Here is a 17,453-nt window from a genome sequence, read left to right as displayed (position 1 = left end):
TCTTGGAATTCGCGATGCACGCACACTACACGTCAGGTTTTTTCCTCCGCCGCGGCCGCCCGGCGCTCGCGCTCGCCGCGGCGCTCGCGATCGCGAGCCTGAGCGGCTGCGCGGGAACGCCCGCCGCGCTCTCGAACATCCGCTACGATCTCGGTCCGGCGCAGCCGGCCGCGACGGCGGGCACGGCGCCCGCGCTCAAGGTGCTCGACGTGAGCGCGCCCGACGCGCTCAACTCGGAGCGCTTCGTCTATCGGCTCGCGTATTCGGACGCGCAGCGGATCGCCGTCTACCGCGACAGCAAATGGACGGCGCCGCCCGCGCAACTGCTGACGCAGCGGCTGCGCGGCGCGCTGTCGCGGCGCGGCGCGGTGCTCGAGGGCGAGGACAGCGTGCGCGCGCCCGTGCTGAAGGTCGAGCTGTCCGAGTTCGAGCAGGTGTTCGACGGCCGCTCGGAGAGCCACGCGGCCGTCACCGCGCGCGCGACGCTCACGCAGGAAGGCCGGGTGCTCGGCCAGCGCACGTTCGTGTCGCGCGCGCCGGCGAGCACGCCGGATGCGGCGGGCGGCGCGCAGGCGCTTGCCGCGGCGAGCGACGATCTCGTCGCGCAGCTCGTCGCGTGGCTCGGCGTCCAGGCGTACGCCGCCGCGCCATGAACGCCGCCGCGCACGCCGCGCTTGCCGCGCCGTGCGCGGCGCCGCCGAGATGACCCCCGCCGCGCGCCGGCAGCGCCGCCATTCGACGCTCGCGCGTCAGGCGTTCGCCGTCTACGCGGCGCTCGTCGTCTATGCGTCGCTCTATCCGTTCACGGGCTGGCGCTCGCTCGGCATCGGCCCGTTCGACTATCTGCTCGCGCCGCTGCCGCGCTATCTGACCGCGTTCGACGTCGTCACCAACGTGATCGGCTATCTGCCGTTCGGCGCGCTCGCGGTGCTCGCGCTCTATCCGCTGCGCGGCGTGCCGGCCGTGCTCGTCGCGATGCTGTCGGGCGCGCTGCTGTCGGGCGCGATGGAGGCGTTGCAGACCTATCTGCCGACGCGCGTGTCGTCGAACCTCGATCTCGCGGCGAATGCGCTCGGCGCGCTCGTCGGCGCGGCGGCGGCCGCGCCCGCCGCGACCGCGCTGATCGAGCGCGGCGCCGTGCGGCGCGTGCGCTTCGCGTGGTTCGAGCGCGATGCGTCGACGCCGCTCTTTCTCGCCGCGCTGTGGGCAGGCGCGATCCTGTTTCCGTCGCCGTTCCTGTTCGGCATCGGCGATTGGCCGAGCGAGCTCTGGGAGAGCGCCGACGTGTCGATGCGCGGCGCGCTCCTCGCATGGGCGCCGAACGCTTGGAATCTGCCCGCGTGGCCGGACCGGCTCGACGGCCTGCTGTCCGATTCCGCGTGGGAAACGCTGCTCGCCGCGCTCGGCCTGTTCGCGTCGCTCGCGGTTGCGTCGCTCGCGATGCGCGAGCGCGCGCCGCGCGTGCGGCTCGTCGTCGGCTTCACCGCGTTCGCGCTCGCGCTGAAGGCGGCCGCGACCTTCATGCAGTCGCACACGGGCCTCGTGTTCGACTGGGCGAGCCCCGGCGCGCTGCGCGGCATCGCGGCGGGGCTCGCCGCCGCGCTCGTCGCGCTGCGGCTGCCGGGCGCGTGGCGCGCGTCGCTCGCCGCGGCGGCGCTCGCCGTCGCGCTCGCGCTCGTCAACGTGCTGCCCGTCAATCCGTTCTTCGATTTCGCGCTGTCCGGTTGGCAGCAGGGCCGCTACGTGCACTTCAACAGCATCGCGCGCTGGCTCGCGTGGATTTGGCCCTATGCGGCGCTCGTCTGGCTCGCCGGCCGCGCGGAACGCGCGTGGCTCGCGAGGCGCGCGTCGCGCGCCGCGCGCGGCGTCAGCGGCAAACGGCGCCGGTCGCTATAATCGGCCACGACTCGCCTGCCGAATCTGTCCGATCGCTTCTGTCCGATAACGCCGGTCGCTCACGCGGCGCCCGCACGCAATGAGCCACATCATGGAACCCTACTACCAACACCACGTCTTCTTCTGCCTGAACCAGCGCGAAAAGGGCGCCGAGCGCCCGAGCTGCGCGAACTGCGGCGCGCAGGACATGCAGGAGTACGCGAAGAAGCGCGTCAAGGAGCTCGGCCTCGCGGGCGCGGGCAAGGTGCGCGTCAACAAGGCGGGCTGCCTCGACCGCTGCGAGGAAGGCCCCGTCGTCGTCGTCTATCCGGAGGGCACCTGGTACACGTACGTCGACAAGAACGACATCGACGAGATCGTCGAATCGCATCTGCGCGACGGCCAGGTCGTCGAGCGCCTGAGAATCTGAGCCCCGTTTTTTCGAATCGCCCCGCACGCAGCAGCATGAACGCCTACACCCAGAAATCCCTGATCGCCGGCCCCGTCGGCCACATCGAGATCGCGATCGACCTGCCCGACGCCGTGCGCGACGGCTCGGCCGCGCCCCGCGGGATCGCGCTCGTCGCGCATCCGCATCCGCTCTTCGGCGGCACGATGGACAACAAGGTCGCGCAGACGCTCGCGCGCATCTTCGTCCAGTTGAATTACGCGGTGATCCGCTCGAATTTTCGCGGCGTCGGCGCGACGCAAGGCGAGCACGACGACGGCGTCGGCGAAGTCGACGATCTGCTCGCGGTGCTCGCGCACATGCGCGCGCTGCCCGGGCACGCGGATCTGCCGATCGTGCTCGCGGGCTTCTCGTTCGGCACGTTCGTGCTGTCGCACGTCGGCAAGCGGCTGCGCGACGCCGGACAGGCGATCGAGCGGATGGTGTTCGTCGGCACGGCGGCGAGCCGCTGGCAGGTCGCCGACGTGCCGGAGGATACGATCGTGATCCACGGCGAGAACGACGACACGGTGCCGATCGCGTCGGTCTATGATTGGGCGCGGCCGCAGGAGCTGCCCGTCGTCGTGATTCCGGGCGCCGAGCATTTCTTCCATCGCAAGCTGCATATCCTGAAGCGCGTCGTCGTCGGCGCGTGGCGCTGACGCTGACGCTGACGCGCGCCGCGATCGTCGCTCGCGCCGGCGGCGATCGCCCGTCAGCCGGCCGGCGCTCGCCCGATAGGCCGGCCCGGCGCAACCGCATCACACCGCCCGCCGCGCGGCAAGCTCCCCAATCCCGAAAAGCGCCGCGGCGAACTTCCGTATAATGGCCGGGTTTTGCGTCGGCCCGTCCGCACGGACGTCCGATGCGCCGTGCAGGCCGCCGCGCCGCTTTTCGCTCTGCGAACCGATTGCGCCGCCGCCTGTCCAATCGGCGCGTTTCGCGAGCCTTCCTTCCCAGAAATGCCGCAGGAACGCCGCCGCCCGGCCTTTCAACCGCGCGCCCCGTGCGCGCTGCACATTTCTGCCATCAGCCTGAATCGATATGCGTCTGTCTTCCCTCGGCCTCACGTCACTCGCTTCCTCCACCGCCATTGCCGTCGCCGCGCGTAACGTCGCGCTCGGCGTCGTGCTGCCCGCCGCGCTCGTGTCGACGATCGCCGTCGCGCAGGCCAAGCCCGCCGCGAAGGCGAAGCACGCGGCCGCCGCGCCCGCCGCCGCGCCGACGGGCGCGCCCGCCACGTACGTGCCGGGCGCGGTGCCGCCGCCCGGCGTGAACGCGCGCTCGTGGGTGCTCGTCGACGCGTCGAGCAATCAGGTGCTCGCATCGGGCAACGCCGACGAGCGCGTCGAGCCGGCGTCGCTCACCAAGCTGATGACGGCGTACCTCGTGTTCGAGGCGCTCGACGCGAAGAAGATCACGATGGAGCAGATCGTCACGCCGAGCGAGGCGGTGCGCCGCGTCGGCCGCGACGAGTCGCGGATGTTCATCGAGGCGAACAAGCCCGTCAGCGTGCACGACCTCGTCTACGGGATGATCATCCAGTCGGGCAACGACGCCGCGATCGCGCTCGCCGAGCTCGTCGGCGGCAGCGAGGCGCAGTTCGTCAACATGATGAACGCCGAGGCGCAGCGCCTCGGGATGGCGAACACGCACTTCGCCGACGTGAACGGGATGCCCGACCCGAACCACTACACGACGGCGGGCGACCTCGCGAAGCTGTCGACGCACCTGATCCGCGATTATCCCGACTACTACAGCATCTTCTCGGTGAAGGAATTCGCGTACAACAACATCAAGCAGCCGAACCGCAACCGCCTGCTGTGGCTCGATCCGACCGTCGACGGCCTGAAGACCGGCCACACGCAGGCGGCGGGCTACTGCCTGATCGCGTCGGCGAAGCGCTCGCTGCCGGGCGCGGCCGACGCGACGCGCCGCCTCGTCACCGTGATGATGGGCGAGACGAAGGAAAGCGACCGCGTGCAGGACAGCATGAAGATGCTGAACTACGGCTACACCGCGTTCGATTCGGTGCGCCTGTACAAGGCCGGCCAGCCGATTGACACGCCGCGCGTCTACAAGGGCAAGAGCAACAACGTGCAGGTCGGCGTGAAGAAGGATCAGTTCATCACCGTGCCGCGCGGCCTGGCGGACAAGGTGAAGCCGGAAGTCGCGCTGAACGCGCCGCTCATCGCGCCGCTCGCGGACGGCCAGGCGGTCGGCTCGGTGAAGCTCGTCGCCGACGGCAAGACGGTCGCGGAATTCCCGGTCGTCGCGCTGCAGCCGGTGCCGGAAGCGGGCCTCTTCGGCCGCATCTGGGATTCGATCCTGCTGATGTTCAGCAAAAAGAAGTAAGCTGTCCGCATGCCTGCGGGCCGGGGCGAACCCGGCCCGCAGGCAACCCTTGCCCTTCGTCACGATTTCCACCGCCGTTGAACGTCATGAGTCAAGCCGACATCGAACCGATCGTCTATCTGAGCATCGCATCGCAGGAAGCGCTGGTGCCGCTCGCCGAAGCGCGCGTGCCGGTGCTCGACCGCGGCTTCATCTTCGGCGACGGCGTGTACGAAGTCGTGCCGATCTACGCGGACGGCGCGCGCCGCGCGCCGTTCCGGATCGCGCAGCATCTCGCGCGGCTCGCGCGCAGCCTGAAGAAGATCGGCATCGCCGATCCGCACGACGAGGCGGGCTGGCGCGCGCTCGTCGCGCAGCTCGTCGACGCGAACGCGGCGGCGCTCGGCGACGGCCAGCACGCGATCGTCTACATTCAGGTGACGCGCGGCGTCGCGAAGCGCGGCCACGCGTTTCCGGCGAACGCGGTGCCGACGGTGTTCGCGATGGTGAGCCCGCTCGCGCTGCCGACCGACGCGCAGCGCGCGCAGGGCGTGCGCTGCGTGACGGCCGAGGACCGCCGGTGGCTGCATTGCGACATCAAATCGGTGTCGCTGCTCGGCAACGTGCTGATGGCGCAGCATGCGGCGGAGCACGACGCGATCGAGACGATCCAGCTGCGCGACGGCAACGTGACGGAAGGCTCGTCGTCGAACGTGTGGATCGTGAAGAACGGCGAGCTGATCGCGCCGCCGCGCAGCAACAAGATCCTCGAAGGGATTCGCTACTCGCTCGTCGAGGAGCTCGCCGACGAATGCGGGATACGCTTCGTCGCGCGCGACATCAACGAGGCGGAGCTGCGCGCGGCCGACGAGATCCTGCTCACGTCGGCGACGAAGGAAATCCTGCCCGTGACCCTGCTCGACGATCTGCCCGTGCAGGGCGGCCGGCCGGGGCCGGTGTTCGAGGCGCTGTACGCCGCGTACCAGCGCGCGAAGGCGCGCGAGATGGAAAGCGTCTGAGCGGGCCGCCGCCGACGCGTGGAGAACGACATGACCGAACCGAACAAGACCGTCGAGCTGACGGGCGAAATCGCGACGCCCAAGGAAACGCTGCTCGAATTTCCGTGCGACTTCCCGATCAAGGTGATGGGCCGCGCGCATCCGGAGTTCAAGGACACGATCTTCAAGGTCGTGAGCGTCCACGATAACGAGATCGATCTCGAGAAGATCGAGGAGCGCGCGTCGAGCGGCGGCAACTACACGGGCCTCACGATCACCGTGCGCGCGACGAGCCAGGAGCAGCTCGACAACATCTACCGCGCGCTGACGGGCCACCCGATGGTGAAGGTCGTCCTGTGACGGCCGGCCGCTAGTCCCTTTCCCTTCTTTGCGCACGCGCGGCCGCGTAGGCCGCCGCGTGCTGCGCCTCCTGCGTCGCGCACAGCACCTTGAAGCGCGCGATTTCCTCCAGCAGCCACGTCCGGAACGCCTGCACGCGCGGCGTTTGCGCGAGCGACGGCGGGCACACGAAGAAGTAGTGCCACGGGCTCGGCCCCGCGATGTCGAACAGCCGCACGATCCTTCCCGCCGCCACCTCCGGCACCGCGAGCGAGCGCCGCACGAGCGCGATGCCCTGGCCGTCGATCGCCGCTTGCAGCAGATTCGACGAATCCTGATACAGCACGCCGCGCTTCGGCTCCGTCAGCGTGTCGAGGCCCGCCGCGTCGAACCACGGCCGCCACAGCTCGTCGTCCGAGCGCAGCAGCGGGTAGCGCACGAGATCGGCGGGCGTCTCGGGCAGCACGCCGCCGTTGAGCGCCGGCGCGCAGACGGGAAAAAACGTCTCGTCGAGGAGCGGCTCGACGTACAGCCCCGGATAGACGCCGTAGCCGAAGCGGATCGCGACGTCGACGTCGTCGCGCGCGAAGTCGACAAGCGCATCGCTCGCCCGCAATTCGAGATCGATTTCCGGATGCCGCTCGATGAACGGGCCGATCCGCGGCGTGATCCAGCGCGCGGCGAACGACGGCAGCGTCGACACGATGAGCCGCTTGTCGCGGTCGGTCGCGCGGATGTCGCGGGTCGCGTCGGCGAGGAGCGTCAGCGCGGCGCGCACCTGCTGCGCGTAGCGGCCGCCCGCGTCCGTCAGCGTGAGCCGCTTGCCGTGCCGCGCGAACAATGGCACGCCGAGCTCCGCTTCGAGCGCGCGCATCTGGTGGCTGACCGCGCCGTGCGTGACGGACAGCTCGTCGGCCGCGCGCGAGAAGCTCTCGTGCCGCGCGGCGGCTTCGAACACGCGCAGCGCGTTCAGCATCGGCAGTTGACGGACGCTCATCGGTTAGTTTTTCTCACAAGCACGTGAAAATCGATCGTTTTGTGCAAAGCCTTATGCACACTACGATTGTAGCCACTGGAGCATTTTTGGCGGAGGCTGTCATGAGAGAGATTTCTTCAAGCATCACGTTCGAGATCCAGCCCGGCGAAACGGTGTCGATGAAGGTCGCGCGCAGCACGCGGCTTGCGGTGCGCGGCGCGCCCGTGTGGGCGACGCGCAGCAACGACATCGCCGATTATTTCCTGTCTCCGGGCGAGACGCTGAAGCTGCGGCGCGGCGAGCGCCTGTGGCTGAGCGCCGACGGCGCGGCGAGCGCGTGCGTGTCGTTCTCGATCGCCGTGCCGCCGCAGCAGGCAGCCGTGTCCGGCCTGTTGCGGCTCGCGGCGCGGTTCGCCGCGCTCTTTCGCGACGGGTGGCGCACGGTCTGAGCATTCTCCGCCCGGCGCGCGCCGCCGCGCGGCCGGTCTCAATCGGGCACCGGCGAGGGGCATGGGTTTTCGGTAAACTACCGCCCATGTCAGCCTCGCCGGTTTCCATCGTGCCTCCCGCCTCCGACGCCCCCCCCGCGCCCGACGCCGCCGCGTCTGCCTGCGCCCGCCCATCGTCCGCGCTGCCCGTCACGGTCCGCTGGCTCGGCGAGACGCCGTACGAAGCGTGCTTCGACGCGATGCGCTCGTTCACCGACGCGCGCACGCCGGACACCGACGACGAAATCTGGGTCGTCGAGCATCCGCCCGTCTACACGCTCGGCCAGGCCGGCAACCCCGCGCACCTGCTCGTCGCCGACAGCGGCGTGCCGCTCGTGAAGGTCGACCGCGGCGGACAGATCACCTACCACGGCCCGGGGCAAATCGTCGCTTATCTGCTCGTCGATTTGAGGCGGCGCAAGCTGATGGTGCGCACCCTCGTCACGCGGATCGAGGAGGCCGTGATCGAGACGCTCGCGGCGTATAATCTCGCGTCGGTCCGCAGGGCCGGCGCGCCCGGGATCTACGTGGAATCGGGGCCGCATCGGGGCGCGAAGATCGCCGCGCTCGGCCTCAAGATTCGCAACGGCTGCAGCTATCACGGGCTGAGCGTGAACGTGAAGATGGATCTGCGCCCGTTTCTCGCGATCAACCCGTGCGGCTACGCGGGGCTCGAAACGGTCGACATGGCGAGCCTCGGCGCGACCGCCGACTGGCACGAAGTCTCACGGACGCTCGTGCGCCGTCTGATCGCCAACCTCGACGGCGCAACCGCGGCCGCCGCATCGCCGCAGCAGGCACTGGAACAATCGAATGACTGACCTTACCGCTACTCCCGCACCCGCCGAACCGGCCGCATCCGCATACGATCCGACCGCCAAGCAGAAGGCGCAGGCGAAGACCGCGCGCATTCCGATCAAGATCGTCCCGATCGAGAAGCTCAAGAAGCCCGACTGGATCCGCGTGAAGGCGGCTACCGGCAGCTCGCGCTTTTCCGAGATCAAGACGATCCTGCGCGAGCACAACCTGCATACCGTGTGCGAGGAAGCGAGCTGCCCGAACATCGGCGAGTGCTTCGGCAAGGGCACCGCGACGTTCATGATCATGGGCGACAAGTGCACGCGCCGCTGCCCGTTCTGCGACGTCGGCCACGGCCGGCCCGATCCGCTCGACGCCGACGAGCCGAAGAACCTCGCGCGCACGATCGCCGCGCTCAAGCTCAAGTACGTCGTGATCACGAGCGTCGACCGCGACGACCTGCGCGACGGCGGCGCCGGCCACTTCGTCGAGTGCATCCGCGAGGTGCGCGAGCAGTCGCCGCAAACGCGCATCGAAATCCTGACGCCGGACTTCCGCGGCCGCCTCGACCGCGCGCTCGCGATCCTGAACGCCGCGCCGCCCGACGTGATGAACCACAACCTCGAAACGGTGCCGCGCCTGTACAAGGAAGCGCGCCCCGGCTCGGACTATGCGCATTCGCTGAAGCTCCTGAAGGATTTCAAGGCGCTGCATCCGGACGTCGCGACGAAGTCGGGCCTGATGGTCGGCCTCGGCGAGACGGCCGACGAGATCCTGCAGGTGATGCGCGACCTGCGCGCGCACGACGTCGACATGCTGACGATCGGCCAGTACCTGCAGCCGTCCGATCACCACCTGCCGGTGCGCGAGTACGTGCATCCGGACACGTTCAAGATGTACGAGGAAGAGGCGTACAAGATGGGCTTCACGCACGCGGCCGTCGGCGCGATGGTGCGCTCGAGCTATCACGCCGATCTGCAGGCGCATGGCGCCGGGGTGGTTTGATCCCGGCGGGCTGGCGGGCCGCCGCACCGAGTGACGGTGGTTCGGCGGCCGGATGAAGAAAACCCGCGGCGAAGGCTGCGGGTTTTTTTATGCTTGCGCGATTGCCGACCGCCGACCGCCGACCGCCGACCGCCAACCGCCGACTGGCGATTGCATGGGGTGCGCGCGTTCGTCGCCGCACGGTTCGAACGGCGGTTCGCGTCGGGCGGGTGCGCGACGCAGCCCGTGCGCGCCGCCGATGAGGCGTGACGGCCAGCGGTGCGAATGGTGAGCGGCGCGCGTGGTGTGCATGCACGGTTGACGAGCGTTCGCGTCCGAAGTCGACGGCGCACGAGGAACGGCCGACAGGTCGCACGCCGCTCGCAGCGCACCGCGTACCGCACACCGCGCACCGCGCACCGCACACCGCGCACCGCACACCGCACACCGCACACCGCGCACCGCGCACCACCGCCGCTTCGCCTGACGAAGCATCAACGCACGCTCGGCGCCGTCACACCGCGACGACGATCTTGCCGAACTGCTCGTTCGATTCCAGATAGCGGTGCGCGTCGGCGATCCGGTCGAGCGGGAACACGCGGTCGATCACCGGCTTGAGCGCGCCCGACGCGAGCCCGTCAAGCACGAAGCGCTTCGCGGCGTCGAGCTTCGCCGGGTCGCCGACAACGCGCTTGTACTGGTAACCGTGCACGCTCAGCATCTTGCCGAGCACGGCGAACAGCGGGAAGGGCGCCTGCTCGGCGGCGAGCGCGCCGTATTCGATCACGATGCCGCCGTACGCGAGCGCGTCGGCCAGTTGCGGCAGCATCGGGCCCGTGACCGGATCGAACGCGACCCGCGCACCCGCGCCGCCCGTGATCTCGCGCACGCGCGCGGCGAGATCCTCGCGCTGCGTGACGATCACGTGGTCGGCGCCGAACTCGCGCAGCGCCTGCGCCTTCGCGTTGGTGCGCGTCGTCGCGATCGCGACCGCGCCGGCCATCCGCGCGATCTGGATCGCCGCGAGCCCGACGCTGCTCGACGCCGCGGTGATGACGACCGCATCGCCGCGCTTGATCTGCGCGAGGTCGATCAGCGCGCCCCACGCGGTCACGTACTGCATCCACACGGCGGCCGCCTCGGTCCAGCCGAGCGATGCGGGATGCTTGACGGCCAGGTCGGCGGGCACCGTCGCGACTTCGCCGTACGTGCCCCAGCGCGTGATCGACAGCGGCGGCACGATGCTGACCGCGTCGCCGACCGCGAAGCCCGTCACGCCGGAGCCGACGGCGCTGACGACGCCCGCCGCCTCGTAGCCGAGCCGCGCCGGAAAGACCGGCGCCTCGACGTAGTGCCCCGAGCGGAACATCGACTCGGCGCGGTTCAGGCCGAGCGCCTTCACCTGCAGCGCGATTTCGCCCGGTCCCGGCGGCGCCGGCTCGATTTCGTCGAAGCGCAGGACGTCGGGCCCGCCGGTCTGATGGATGCGTACGATGCGTGCCATGTCGGATCTCCATGAGAAAAATCGGTGAGGCCACTATAATTCGCGCCGATTCGACGATAAATCGTATAGTCGAATCAGCTATTGAAACGAATGGTTTCGAATCATGGATCGACTCACCAGCATGGCGGTGTTCGTGAAGGCCGCGGAAACGGGATCGTTCGCGGCGGCGGGCGAGTCGCTCGGCCTGTCGTCGCAGATGGTCGGCAAGCACGTGCGCTTTCTCGAGACCCATTACGGGATGCGGCTCATCAATCGCACGACGCGCCGCCAGAGCCTGACCGAAGCCGGCCGCGCGTTCTACGAGCGCAGCCGCGCGGTGCTGGCCGAAGCGCAGGCCGTCGACGCGCTCGCCGCGAACCTGATGGCCGCGCCGCGCGGCACGTTGCGCATCAACGCGCCGATCAGCTTCGGCGTGCATTGCCTGATGCCGATGCTCGCGGTGTACATGCGCGCGTATCCCGAGGTGCAGGTCGATCTCACGCTGAGCGATCGCGTCGTCGACGTCGTCGACGAGGGCTACGACGCGGTGATCCGCATCGCGCCGCTCGCCGATTCGAGGCTGATCGCGCGGCCGCTCGCGCCGTACCGGCTCGTGCTGTGCGCGTCGCCCGCGTACCTGGCCGAGCACGGCACGCCGGCCGAGCCCGCCGATCTGGCTGCGCACGAATGCCTCGGGTTTTCGTATTCGGGGCAGCCGGCGGCGCTCGAATGGCCGTTCGAGAGCGCGCACGGGCAGCAGGCGGTGCGCGTGAGGAGCCGGCTCGCGGTCAACAACGGCGCGGCGCTGCGGATGGCCGCGCTCGACGGGCTCGGCATCATCCTGCAGCCCACCGAGCTCGTCGGCGACGATCTCGCTGCGGGGCGGCTCGTGCGGCTGCTGCCGGGCTACGAGCCGCCCGCGCGGCCGATCCACCTGCTGTATTCGCCGGACCGGCGGCCGACGCCGAAGCTGCGAAGCTTCATCGACTACGTGATCGCGACGTTCGGCGGCGCGCCGGGCGACGGGCGGCCGTGAGCGGTTGAGGCATCGGAGGGGCGGGGCGGCGTGGTATCGCGACGCCGCGATGCGAGACGGTGGGGCGGCATGATGGCTGCGTTCCGACGGGCGATTCACCGGACGATTCACCGGACGATTCACCGGACGATTCACCGGACGATTCACCGGACGATTCACCGGACGATTCACCGGACGATTCACCGGACGATTCACCGGACGATTCACCGGACGATTCACCGGACGATTCACCGGACGACTGCGATCGCTGATTGGACGGCCAACGGGCAACCGGCCGGGCCGCCCGCCCATCGTTACGGCGAGCCGGGCCAGCGCTGTGGCCCCGACGCGCCGCGCGGCTCCGGCCGCAGCCGCATGCGGCACGGCGCGGCGCACGAGCGCCCCGACCACGGCTCGAAGCGCCGTCAAGCGCTCAATCCCCCGCGACCACCCCGTCGCGCCGCGGATCTGAACCGCCGAACCACACCGACTGCCCCTCGACATTGATCCGCTGGATTCCCTGCAGGCTCGACCCCAGCTCGACCACGCGCACGTCGTGTCCGCGCTCCTTCAGCGCGTCGGCGAGCGCGTCGGACACGCGTCCCTTCTCGAGCTCGGTCGGCCCGTTGCGCGAGCCGAAGTTCGGCAGCGCGATCGCCTGCTGCATCGTCATGCCCCAATCGATCATGCCGACGAGCGTCTTCGCGACATCGTTCGCGGTCGACGCGCCGCCCGCCGAGCCGAGCGCCATCATCAGCCGCCGCGAGCCTTTCTCGAACACGAGCTCGGGCGCGAGCGTCGAGCGCGCGCGCTTGCCCGGCTGCACGCGGTTCGCGACCGGCTTGCCGTGCTCGGCCGATACGGGCGAGAAGTCGAGCAACTGGCTGTTGAGCAGGAAGCCGCGCACCATCAGCCGCGAGCCGAAGCGCGCGTCGAGGGTCGACGTCATCGACACCGCGTTGCCGTAGCGGTCGACGACCGTGATCTGCGATCCCGACGCCGGCTCCGCGCCGCGATCGGCGGCCGACGCGGGCGGCAGGCCGGACGGCGAGCCGGCGCTCACGCCGCCGAGGCTCGCATCGCCGATCAGGCGCGCGCGCTCGGCGACGTAGCGCCGCTCGACGAGGCTCTTCCAGCTGCCGCCCGGCGGCGCGACGAAATCCGGATCGGCGACGTACTGCGCGCGATCCGCGTACGCGAGGCGCCCCGCCTCGCTGAACAGATGCGCGGCGAACGGCGTCGGCTCGACGCCCGTCGCGTTGCGCACGGGCTTCTGCGCGCCGATCTGCCGCCAGTCCGGCTGGGCCTCGAGCAGGCCGAGCATCTGCGCGACGACGAGCCCGCCCGCCGACGGCGGCGGCATTCCGCACACGGTCCACTTGCGATAGTCGGCGCACAGCGGCTCGCGCACTTTCGCGCGATATTGCGCAAGATCCTGCACGCTCAGCACGCCCGGATTCGGCGCCTGGCGCACCTTCGCGACGATGTCGCGTGCGATCGCGCCCGTGTAGAACGCGTTCGCGCCGTGCGCGGCGACGAGCTTGAGCGTCGCCGCGAGCTGGGGGTTCTTCAGCGTCGCGCCGGCCGGCTTCGGCGCGCCGTTCTTGTCGTAGAAGACCGCGCGCGCGGCCGGATCGCTCGCGAGCGACGGATCGTTCGCGAGCGCCGTCGCAAGCCGCGGGCCGAGCGGAAAGCCTTGTTCGGCGAGCCGGATCGCGGGCTGGAACAAGCGCCGCCACGGCAGCTTGCCGTGCGCGCGGTGCGCGAGCTCGAGCATGCGCAGCACGCCCGGCGCGCCGACCGCGCGCGCGCCGAGCGCCGCGCGCGGCAGCGGCTTGCCGTTCGCGTCGTAAAAGAGTCGATCGGTCGCGGCGGCGGGCGCGGTCTCGCGGCCGTCGTACGCCTCGACCTTCTTGCCGTCCGCGTGCAGCAGGAACGCGCCGCCGCAGATGCCCGACGCTTGCGGCTCGACGAGCATCAGCACCATCTGCGCGGCGATCGCCGCATCGACGGCCGTGCCGCCCGCCTTCAGCATCTCCTGGCCCGCCTGCGCGGCGAGCGGATGCGCGGCCGCGATCATGTCGCGCTGCGCGGTCCAGCCCGGCTTGTCGACCCAGCTCGAGAGCTCGGCGGGCGAGGCCGGCGATTCCGCGGCCGACGTCGCTGAAGCCTCAGCCGTTGCCGACGCCGGCGCGGCCGAGGCGGCGGCGTTTCGCGCGCCCGAGCCGGGCGCGTTCGCGCAGCCGGCGGTGACGGCGAGGAGGGCGGCGGCGAGCGCGCCCGCCCACGGGCTGGTCGAGCGCGGGCGAATCCGGTCGGTCATGAATACCTCGGTGCGAAGGAAGGACGGCGTCAGACGGCAGCAGCAAATACGAACGCCCGTGCGCCGCCGCGCGGGCGGGGTATTGTCGCCGCGTCGGAAGCGGCTTGTCATCCGACAACAAACCCTAGGGGGCGGGCGTCGGAAAAGGGCGGCGCGTCATGCGCCGCGCCCGGCGTTTCTCGCCTCGTCGAGCATGAAATCGATGAACGTCGAGGCAGCGCGCGTGTGATGCCGGTTCGGCATGTACAGCATGTACATGTGCGTGCCGAAGATGCTGAGCCGGTATGCATCGAGGGTCGTCACGACCGCGCCGCGCCGCACGTCGTCGTGGACGACGTAGTCCGGCACGATCCCGACGCCGAGCCCGGCCAGGATCGCCTGGCGCAGGAACAGGAAGTTCTCGGAGATGAGCGTCGGCTCGAGCAGCACCTCGTGCCGCTCGTCGCCGAGATACGCGGCGACGCGCAATTGCCGGCCGACCACCGTCGCCGTGATGACGGGCGCGTCGAACAGCTGATCGAGCTCGGTCGGCATCCCGTGCGTCGCGGCGAAGCCGGGCGACGCGCACGCGACGTAGCGCACCGCGCCCATGTCGCGCGCGACGAGGTTTTGCGGCGGCTCGGACATCACGCGCACGGCGATGTCGACTTCGTCGCGCATCAGATCCTCGACGCGGTTCTCGAACACGACGTCGAGCACGATCCCCGGATAGAGCCGCTTGAACGCGATCAGCCAGTTCGACATCACGAGCTGCCCGTAGCCGCTCGGCACTGATAGCCGCACGCGCCCCTGCAGTTCCTGGCCGAGCGTCGTCACCGCCTCGCGCGCGGCGAACAGCTCGTTCTGGATTCGCCGCCCGTGCTCGTACAGGCGCAGCCCGATCTCGGTCGGCTCGATGCGCCGCGTCGTGCGCCGCACGAGCTGCAGCCCGATCGATTTCTCCAGCTGATTGAGCCGGTAGCTGACGTTCGCGCGGCTCATCTTGAGCCGCTGCGCCGCCTTGCTGAGGTTGCCCGCGTCGAGGATGTCGACGAGCAGCGTAAGCGCATTCAGATCCATCGCCGTGCCCGTGTGTCGAAATTCATTGTCAAAACCGGCTTGACAGGTTGTTAAAGAGTGATGGAATTGTCAATCAATCTCGATCAATCGAGAATCGTGGCAAACCCCGCGCCTTCCGCGATGAAGCGAACGCGCGCTTTCCGTACGGAGCGAGACACATGAATCAGCAGGCATCCCACGCAACCGGCACCGTCATGCGCGAGCGGCGCGACAAGGTGCTCGTCGTCACGATCGACCATCCGCCCGTCAACGCGCTGTCCGCCGACGTGCGGCGCGGCCTCGTCGACGCGCTCGACGCGGCCGACGCCGAGGCGGCCGTCGGCGCGGTGCTGATCGTCGGGGCCGGACGCAACTTCATCGCCGGCGCGGACATCCGCGAGTTCGGCAAGCCGCCCGTGCCGCCGCTGCTGCCCGACGTGTGCAACCGGATCGAGACGAGCGGCAAGCCGGTCGTCGTCGCGCTGCACGGCGCGACGCTCGGCGGCGGTCTCGAGATCGCGCTCGCCGCGCATTACCGGATCGCCGTGCCGGGCGCGAAGCTCGGCCTGCCGGAAGTGCAGCTCGGGCTGCTGCCGGGCGCGGGCGGCACGCAGCGCACGCCGCGCCTGATCGGCGCGCAGGCCGCGCTCGACCTGATGCTGAGCGGGCGGCACGCGTCGGCCGAGGAGGCGCTCACGCTCGGCCTCGTCGATCGGCTCGCGCGCAGCGACGACACGCTCGCCGAAGGGCTCGCGTACGTCCAGGAACTGCTCGCGGCGGGTGCGCCCGTGCGTCGCACGCGCGACGCGCAAGGGCTCGCCGATCGCACGGCGGCCGAAGCGGCGCTCGACGCCGCGCGCGCCGACGTCGCGAAGAAGCCGCGCGGGCTGTTCTCGCCGGCGAAGATCGTCGAAGCGGTCGCCGCGGCGCTCGCGCAACCGTTCGACGAAGGCTTGCGCACCGAGCGCAAGCTGTTTCTCGAATGCCTCGACAGCCCGCAGCGCGCGGGGCTCGTGCATGCGTTCTTCGCGGAGCGCGAGGCGGCGAAATCGCCGGAGACGCGCCGCGGCGCGCCGCGCGCGATCGAGCGGATCGGCGTCGTCGGCGGCGGCACGATGGGCGCGGGCATCGCGGTCGCGGCGCTCGACGCGGGCTTGCCCGTCACGATGATCGAGCGCGACGAAGCGTCGCTCGAGCGCGGCCGCGCGCACGTCGAGAAGGTCTACGCGGGCCTCGTCGCGAAGGGCCGGATGACGCCCGCCGCGCAGGCCGCGCGCCTCGCGCGCTTCAAGGGCGGCACGTCGTACGACGCGCTCGCGCAGGCCGACGTCGTGATCGAAGCGGTGTTCGAGGACATGGCGGTGAAGAAGGCCGTGTTCGCGGCGCTCGCGCGCGCGTGCAAGCCGGGCGCCGTGCTCGCGACGAACACGTCGTATCTCGACATCGACGAAATCGCCGCGAGCGTCGAGCGCGCGTCCGACGTGATCGGCCTGCATTTCTTCTCGCCCGCGAACATCATGAGGCTGCTCGAGGTGGTGGTGCCGGCGAAGGTGAGCGCGGACGTCGTCGCGACCGCGTTCGAGCTCGCGAAGAAGCTGAAGAAGATCCCGGTGCGCGCGGGCGTGTGCGACGGCTTCATCGGCAACCGCGTGCTCGCCGTGTACCGGACGGCCGCCGATTACATGATGGAAGACGGTGCGTCGCCGTATCAGATCGATCGCGCGATCCGCGAATTCGGCTTCCCGATGGGGCCGTACCAGGTCGTCGATCTGGCGGGCGGCGATATCGGCTGGGCGACCCGCAAGCGCCGCGCGCCGACGCGCGATCCGCGGCTGCGCTACGTCGAGATCGCGGACCGCCTGTGCGAGCGCGGCTGGTTCGGCCAGAAGACGGGCCGCGGCTACTACCTGTATCCGGACGGCGCGCGCGTCGGCGCGCCGGACCCGGACGTCGAGGCGATCATCGCCGGCGAGCGCGCGAAGAAGGGCGTGACGCCGCGTGCGTTCGCCGACGATGAAATCGTGCGCCGCTATCTCGCCGCGATGATCAACGAAGGCGCGAACGTCGTGCACGAGAAGATCGCGCTGCGCCCGCTCGACGTCGACGCGGTGTTCCTGCACGGCTACGGCTTCCCGCGCCATCGCGGCGGCCCGATGCATTACGCGGACACGGTAGGCCTCGCGAACGTGCTCGCCGACATCCGCGCGTTCGCGAGCGAGGACCCGGTCTTCTGGAAGCCGTCGCCGCTTCTCGTCGATCTCGTCGCGCGCGGCGAGACCTTCGCGAGCCTGAACCGCATCGACTGACGCCGATCGTCAATCGGCGATCGCCTATCCCGCACTCGAGAACGACGT

General features: G+C 70.2%; 17 protein-coding genes. 12 read left to right on the top strand and 5 right to left on the bottom strand.

The genetic code is table 11. The features are described 5' to 3' along the window. The first annotated feature begins 14 nt into the window (after positions 1 to 14). From WT60_RS18195 to WT60_RS18180, 4 genes are all read left to right on the top strand, one after another. On the top strand, positions 15 to 653 hold the full coding sequence (locus tag WT60_RS18195) for an ABC-type transport auxiliary lipoprotein family protein (RefSeq protein ID WP_038755310.1): 639 nt from the start codon (positions 15 to 17) through the stop codon (positions 651 to 653). A 31-nt stretch (positions 654 to 684) separates the two neighbouring features. After that, positions 685 to 1,896 (top strand): VanZ family protein, encoded by a 1,212-nt coding sequence (locus tag WT60_RS18190; protein WP_063889487.1) that lies wholly within the window; start codon positions 685 to 687, stop codon positions 1,894 to 1,896. 91 nt (positions 1,897 to 1,987) lie between these two features. After that, positions 1,988 to 2,305, top strand: coding sequence for an NAD(P)H-dependent oxidoreductase subunit E (locus tag WT60_RS18185; RefSeq protein WP_060355176.1), 318 nt, complete (start codon positions 1,988 to 1,990; stop codon positions 2,303 to 2,305). Positions 2,306 to 2,340: 35 nt separating this feature from the next. Then, complete coding sequence (locus WT60_RS18180) at positions 2,341 to 2,985, top strand: alpha/beta hydrolase (protein ID WP_038755302.1); 645 nt, start codon at positions 2,341 to 2,343, stop codon at positions 2,983 to 2,985. A gap of 99 nt (positions 2,986 to 3,084) precedes the next feature. Here the strand turns inward: WT60_RS18180 and WT60_RS34540 are convergent, their stop codons facing one another. Next, the gene (locus WT60_RS34540) at positions 3,085 to 3,342 is read right to left on the bottom strand and encodes a hypothetical protein (protein ID WP_226377160.1); all 258 of its coding nucleotides are present in this window, start codon (positions 3,340 to 3,342) and stop codon (positions 3,085 to 3,087) included. Positions 3,343 to 3,367: 25 nt separating this feature from the next. Here WT60_RS34540 and WT60_RS18170 point away from each other — a divergent pair, with 25 nt between their 5' ends. From WT60_RS18170 to WT60_RS18160, 3 genes are all read left to right on the top strand, one after another. After that, positions 3,368 to 4,678, top strand: a complete 1,311-nt coding sequence (locus WT60_RS18170; RefSeq protein ID WP_038755301.1) for a D-alanyl-D-alanine carboxypeptidase family protein — start codon at positions 3,368 to 3,370, stop codon at positions 4,676 to 4,678. Between the two features lie 86 nt (positions 4,679 to 4,764). Next, complete coding sequence (locus tag WT60_RS18165; RefSeq protein WP_038755300.1) at positions 4,765 to 5,676, top strand: D-amino acid aminotransferase; 912 nt, start codon at positions 4,765 to 4,767, stop codon at positions 5,674 to 5,676. Positions 5,677 to 5,706: 30 nt separating this feature from the next. Next, positions 5,707 to 6,015, top strand: coding sequence for a YbeD family protein (locus WT60_RS18160; protein WP_009893214.1), 309 nt, complete (start codon positions 5,707 to 5,709; stop codon positions 6,013 to 6,015). A 10-nt stretch (positions 6,016 to 6,025) separates the two neighbouring features. Here the strand turns inward: WT60_RS18160 and WT60_RS18155 are convergent, their stop codons facing one another. Beyond that, a complete protein-coding gene (locus tag WT60_RS18155; protein WP_038755299.1) occupies positions 6,026 to 6,991 on the bottom strand; it encodes a transcriptional regulator GcvA in 966 nt (321 codons plus the stop codon). Positions 6,992 to 7,092: 101 nt separating this feature from the next. Between WT60_RS18155 and WT60_RS18150 the strand changes: the two genes are divergently transcribed. The 3 genes from WT60_RS18150 to lipA all read left to right on the top strand — a co-directional run bounded on the left by WT60_RS18150 (position 7,093) and on the right by lipA (position 9,261). Beyond that, entirely contained in the window at positions 7,093 to 7,419 is a 327-nt protein-coding gene (locus tag WT60_RS18150) for a DUF2917 domain-containing protein (RefSeq protein WP_038755298.1), read from the top strand. Between the two features lie 86 nt (positions 7,420 to 7,505). Then, positions 7,506 to 8,279 carry a lipoyl(octanoyl) transferase LipB gene (lipB, locus tag WT60_RS18145; protein WP_052145227.1) on the top strand — a complete coding sequence of 258 codons (774 nt, stop codon included), beginning with the start codon at positions 7,506 to 7,508 and terminating at the stop codon, positions 8,277 to 8,279. Continuing rightward, positions 8,272 to 9,261 carry a lipoyl synthase gene (gene lipA / locus WT60_RS18140; protein ID WP_059584340.1) on the top strand — a complete coding sequence of 330 codons (990 nt, stop codon included), beginning with the start codon at positions 8,272 to 8,274 and terminating at the stop codon, positions 9,259 to 9,261. The genes lipB and lipA overlap by 8 nt, the downstream gene beginning before the upstream one ends. Before the next feature lie 493 nt (positions 9,262 to 9,754). On the opposite strand, the gene WT60_RS18130 is transcribed toward lipA, so the two are convergent. Next, the gene (locus tag WT60_RS18130) at positions 9,755 to 10,744 is read right to left on the bottom strand and encodes a zinc-dependent alcohol dehydrogenase family protein (protein ID WP_059670176.1); all 990 of its coding nucleotides are present in this window, start codon (positions 10,742 to 10,744) and stop codon (positions 9,755 to 9,757) included. A 103-nt stretch (positions 10,745 to 10,847) separates the two neighbouring features. Here WT60_RS18130 and WT60_RS18125 point away from each other — a divergent pair, with 103 nt between their 5' ends. Further along, positions 10,848 to 11,759, top strand: a complete 912-nt coding sequence (locus WT60_RS18125; RefSeq protein ID WP_059584344.1) for a LysR family transcriptional regulator — start codon at positions 10,848 to 10,850, stop codon at positions 11,757 to 11,759. A 412-nt stretch (positions 11,760 to 12,171) separates the two neighbouring features. Here WT60_RS18125 and ggt read toward each other — a convergent pair whose 3' ends face one another. Both ggt and WT60_RS18115 read right to left on the bottom strand, forming a co-directional pair. After that, positions 12,172 to 14,061, bottom strand: coding sequence for a gamma-glutamyltransferase (gene ggt / locus WT60_RS18120; protein ID WP_060355168.1), 1,890 nt, complete (start codon positions 14,059 to 14,061; stop codon positions 12,172 to 12,174). 156 nt (positions 14,062 to 14,217) lie between these two features. Beyond that, a complete protein-coding gene (locus WT60_RS18115) occupies positions 14,218 to 15,120 on the bottom strand; it encodes a LysR family transcriptional regulator (RefSeq protein WP_059644206.1) in 903 nt (300 codons plus the stop codon). A 158-nt stretch (positions 15,121 to 15,278) separates the two neighbouring features. Between WT60_RS18115 and WT60_RS18110 the strand changes: the two genes are divergently transcribed. Next, complete coding sequence (locus WT60_RS18110; protein ID WP_060355169.1) at positions 15,279 to 17,405, top strand: 3-hydroxyacyl-CoA dehydrogenase NAD-binding domain-containing protein; 2,127 nt, start codon at positions 15,279 to 15,281, stop codon at positions 17,403 to 17,405. The last annotated feature ends 48 nt before the right edge of the window (positions 17,406 to 17,453 follow it).

Source organism: Burkholderia sp. MSMB617WGS, assembly GCF_001532025.2.
GTDB classification, from domain to species: domain Bacteria; phylum Pseudomonadota; class Gammaproteobacteria; order Burkholderiales; family Burkholderiaceae; genus Burkholderia; species Burkholderia savannae.
The sequence above is the reverse complement of the archived record's forward strand: the minus strand, read 5'-3'. Positions and strand labels throughout refer to the sequence as shown.

Coding starts and splice junctions, on each gene's coding strand:
- WT60_RS18195 (WP_038755310.1), top strand. CDS start 15: ATGCACGCACACTACACGTCAGGTTTTTTCCTCCGCCGCGGCCGCCCG.
- WT60_RS18185 (WP_060355176.1), top strand. CDS start 1,988: ATGGAACCCTACTACCAACACCACGTCTTCTTCTGCCTGAACCAGCGC.
- WT60_RS18180 (WP_038755302.1), top strand. CDS start 2,341: ATGAACGCCTACACCCAGAAATCCCTGATCGCCGGCCCCGTCGGCCAC.
- WT60_RS18170 (WP_038755301.1), top strand. CDS start 3,368: ATGCGTCTGTCTTCCCTCGGCCTCACGTCACTCGCTTCCTCCACCGCC.
- WT60_RS18165 (WP_038755300.1), top strand. CDS start 4,765: ATGAGTCAAGCCGACATCGAACCGATCGTCTATCTGAGCATCGCATCG.
- WT60_RS18160 (WP_009893214.1), top strand. CDS start 5,707: ATGACCGAACCGAACAAGACCGTCGAGCTGACGGGCGAAATCGCGACG.
- WT60_RS18155 (WP_038755299.1), bottom strand. CDS start 6,991: ATGAGCGTCCGTCAACTGCCGATGCTGAACGCGCTGCGCGTGTTCGAA.
- WT60_RS18150 (WP_038755298.1), top strand. CDS start 7,093: ATGAGAGAGATTTCTTCAAGCATCACGTTCGAGATCCAGCCCGGCGAA.
- lipB (WP_052145227.1), top strand. CDS start 7,506: ATGTCAGCCTCGCCGGTTTCCATCGTGCCTCCCGCCTCCGACGCCCCC.
- lipA (WP_059584340.1), top strand. CDS start 8,272: ATGACTGACCTTACCGCTACTCCCGCACCCGCCGAACCGGCCGCATCC.
- WT60_RS18130 (WP_059670176.1), bottom strand. CDS start 10,744: ATGGCACGCATCGTACGCATCCATCAGACCGGCGGGCCCGACGTCCTG.
- WT60_RS18125 (WP_059584344.1), top strand. CDS start 10,848: ATGGATCGACTCACCAGCATGGCGGTGTTCGTGAAGGCCGCGGAAACG.
- ggt (WP_060355168.1), bottom strand. CDS start 14,061: ATGACCGACCGGATTCGCCCGCGCTCGACCAGCCCGTGGGCGGGCGCG.
- WT60_RS18115 (WP_059644206.1), bottom strand. CDS start 15,120: ATGGATCTGAATGCGCTTACGCTGCTCGTCGACATCCTCGACGCGGGC.
- WT60_RS18110 (WP_060355169.1), top strand. CDS start 15,279: ATGAATCAGCAGGCATCCCACGCAACCGGCACCGTCATGCGCGAGCGG.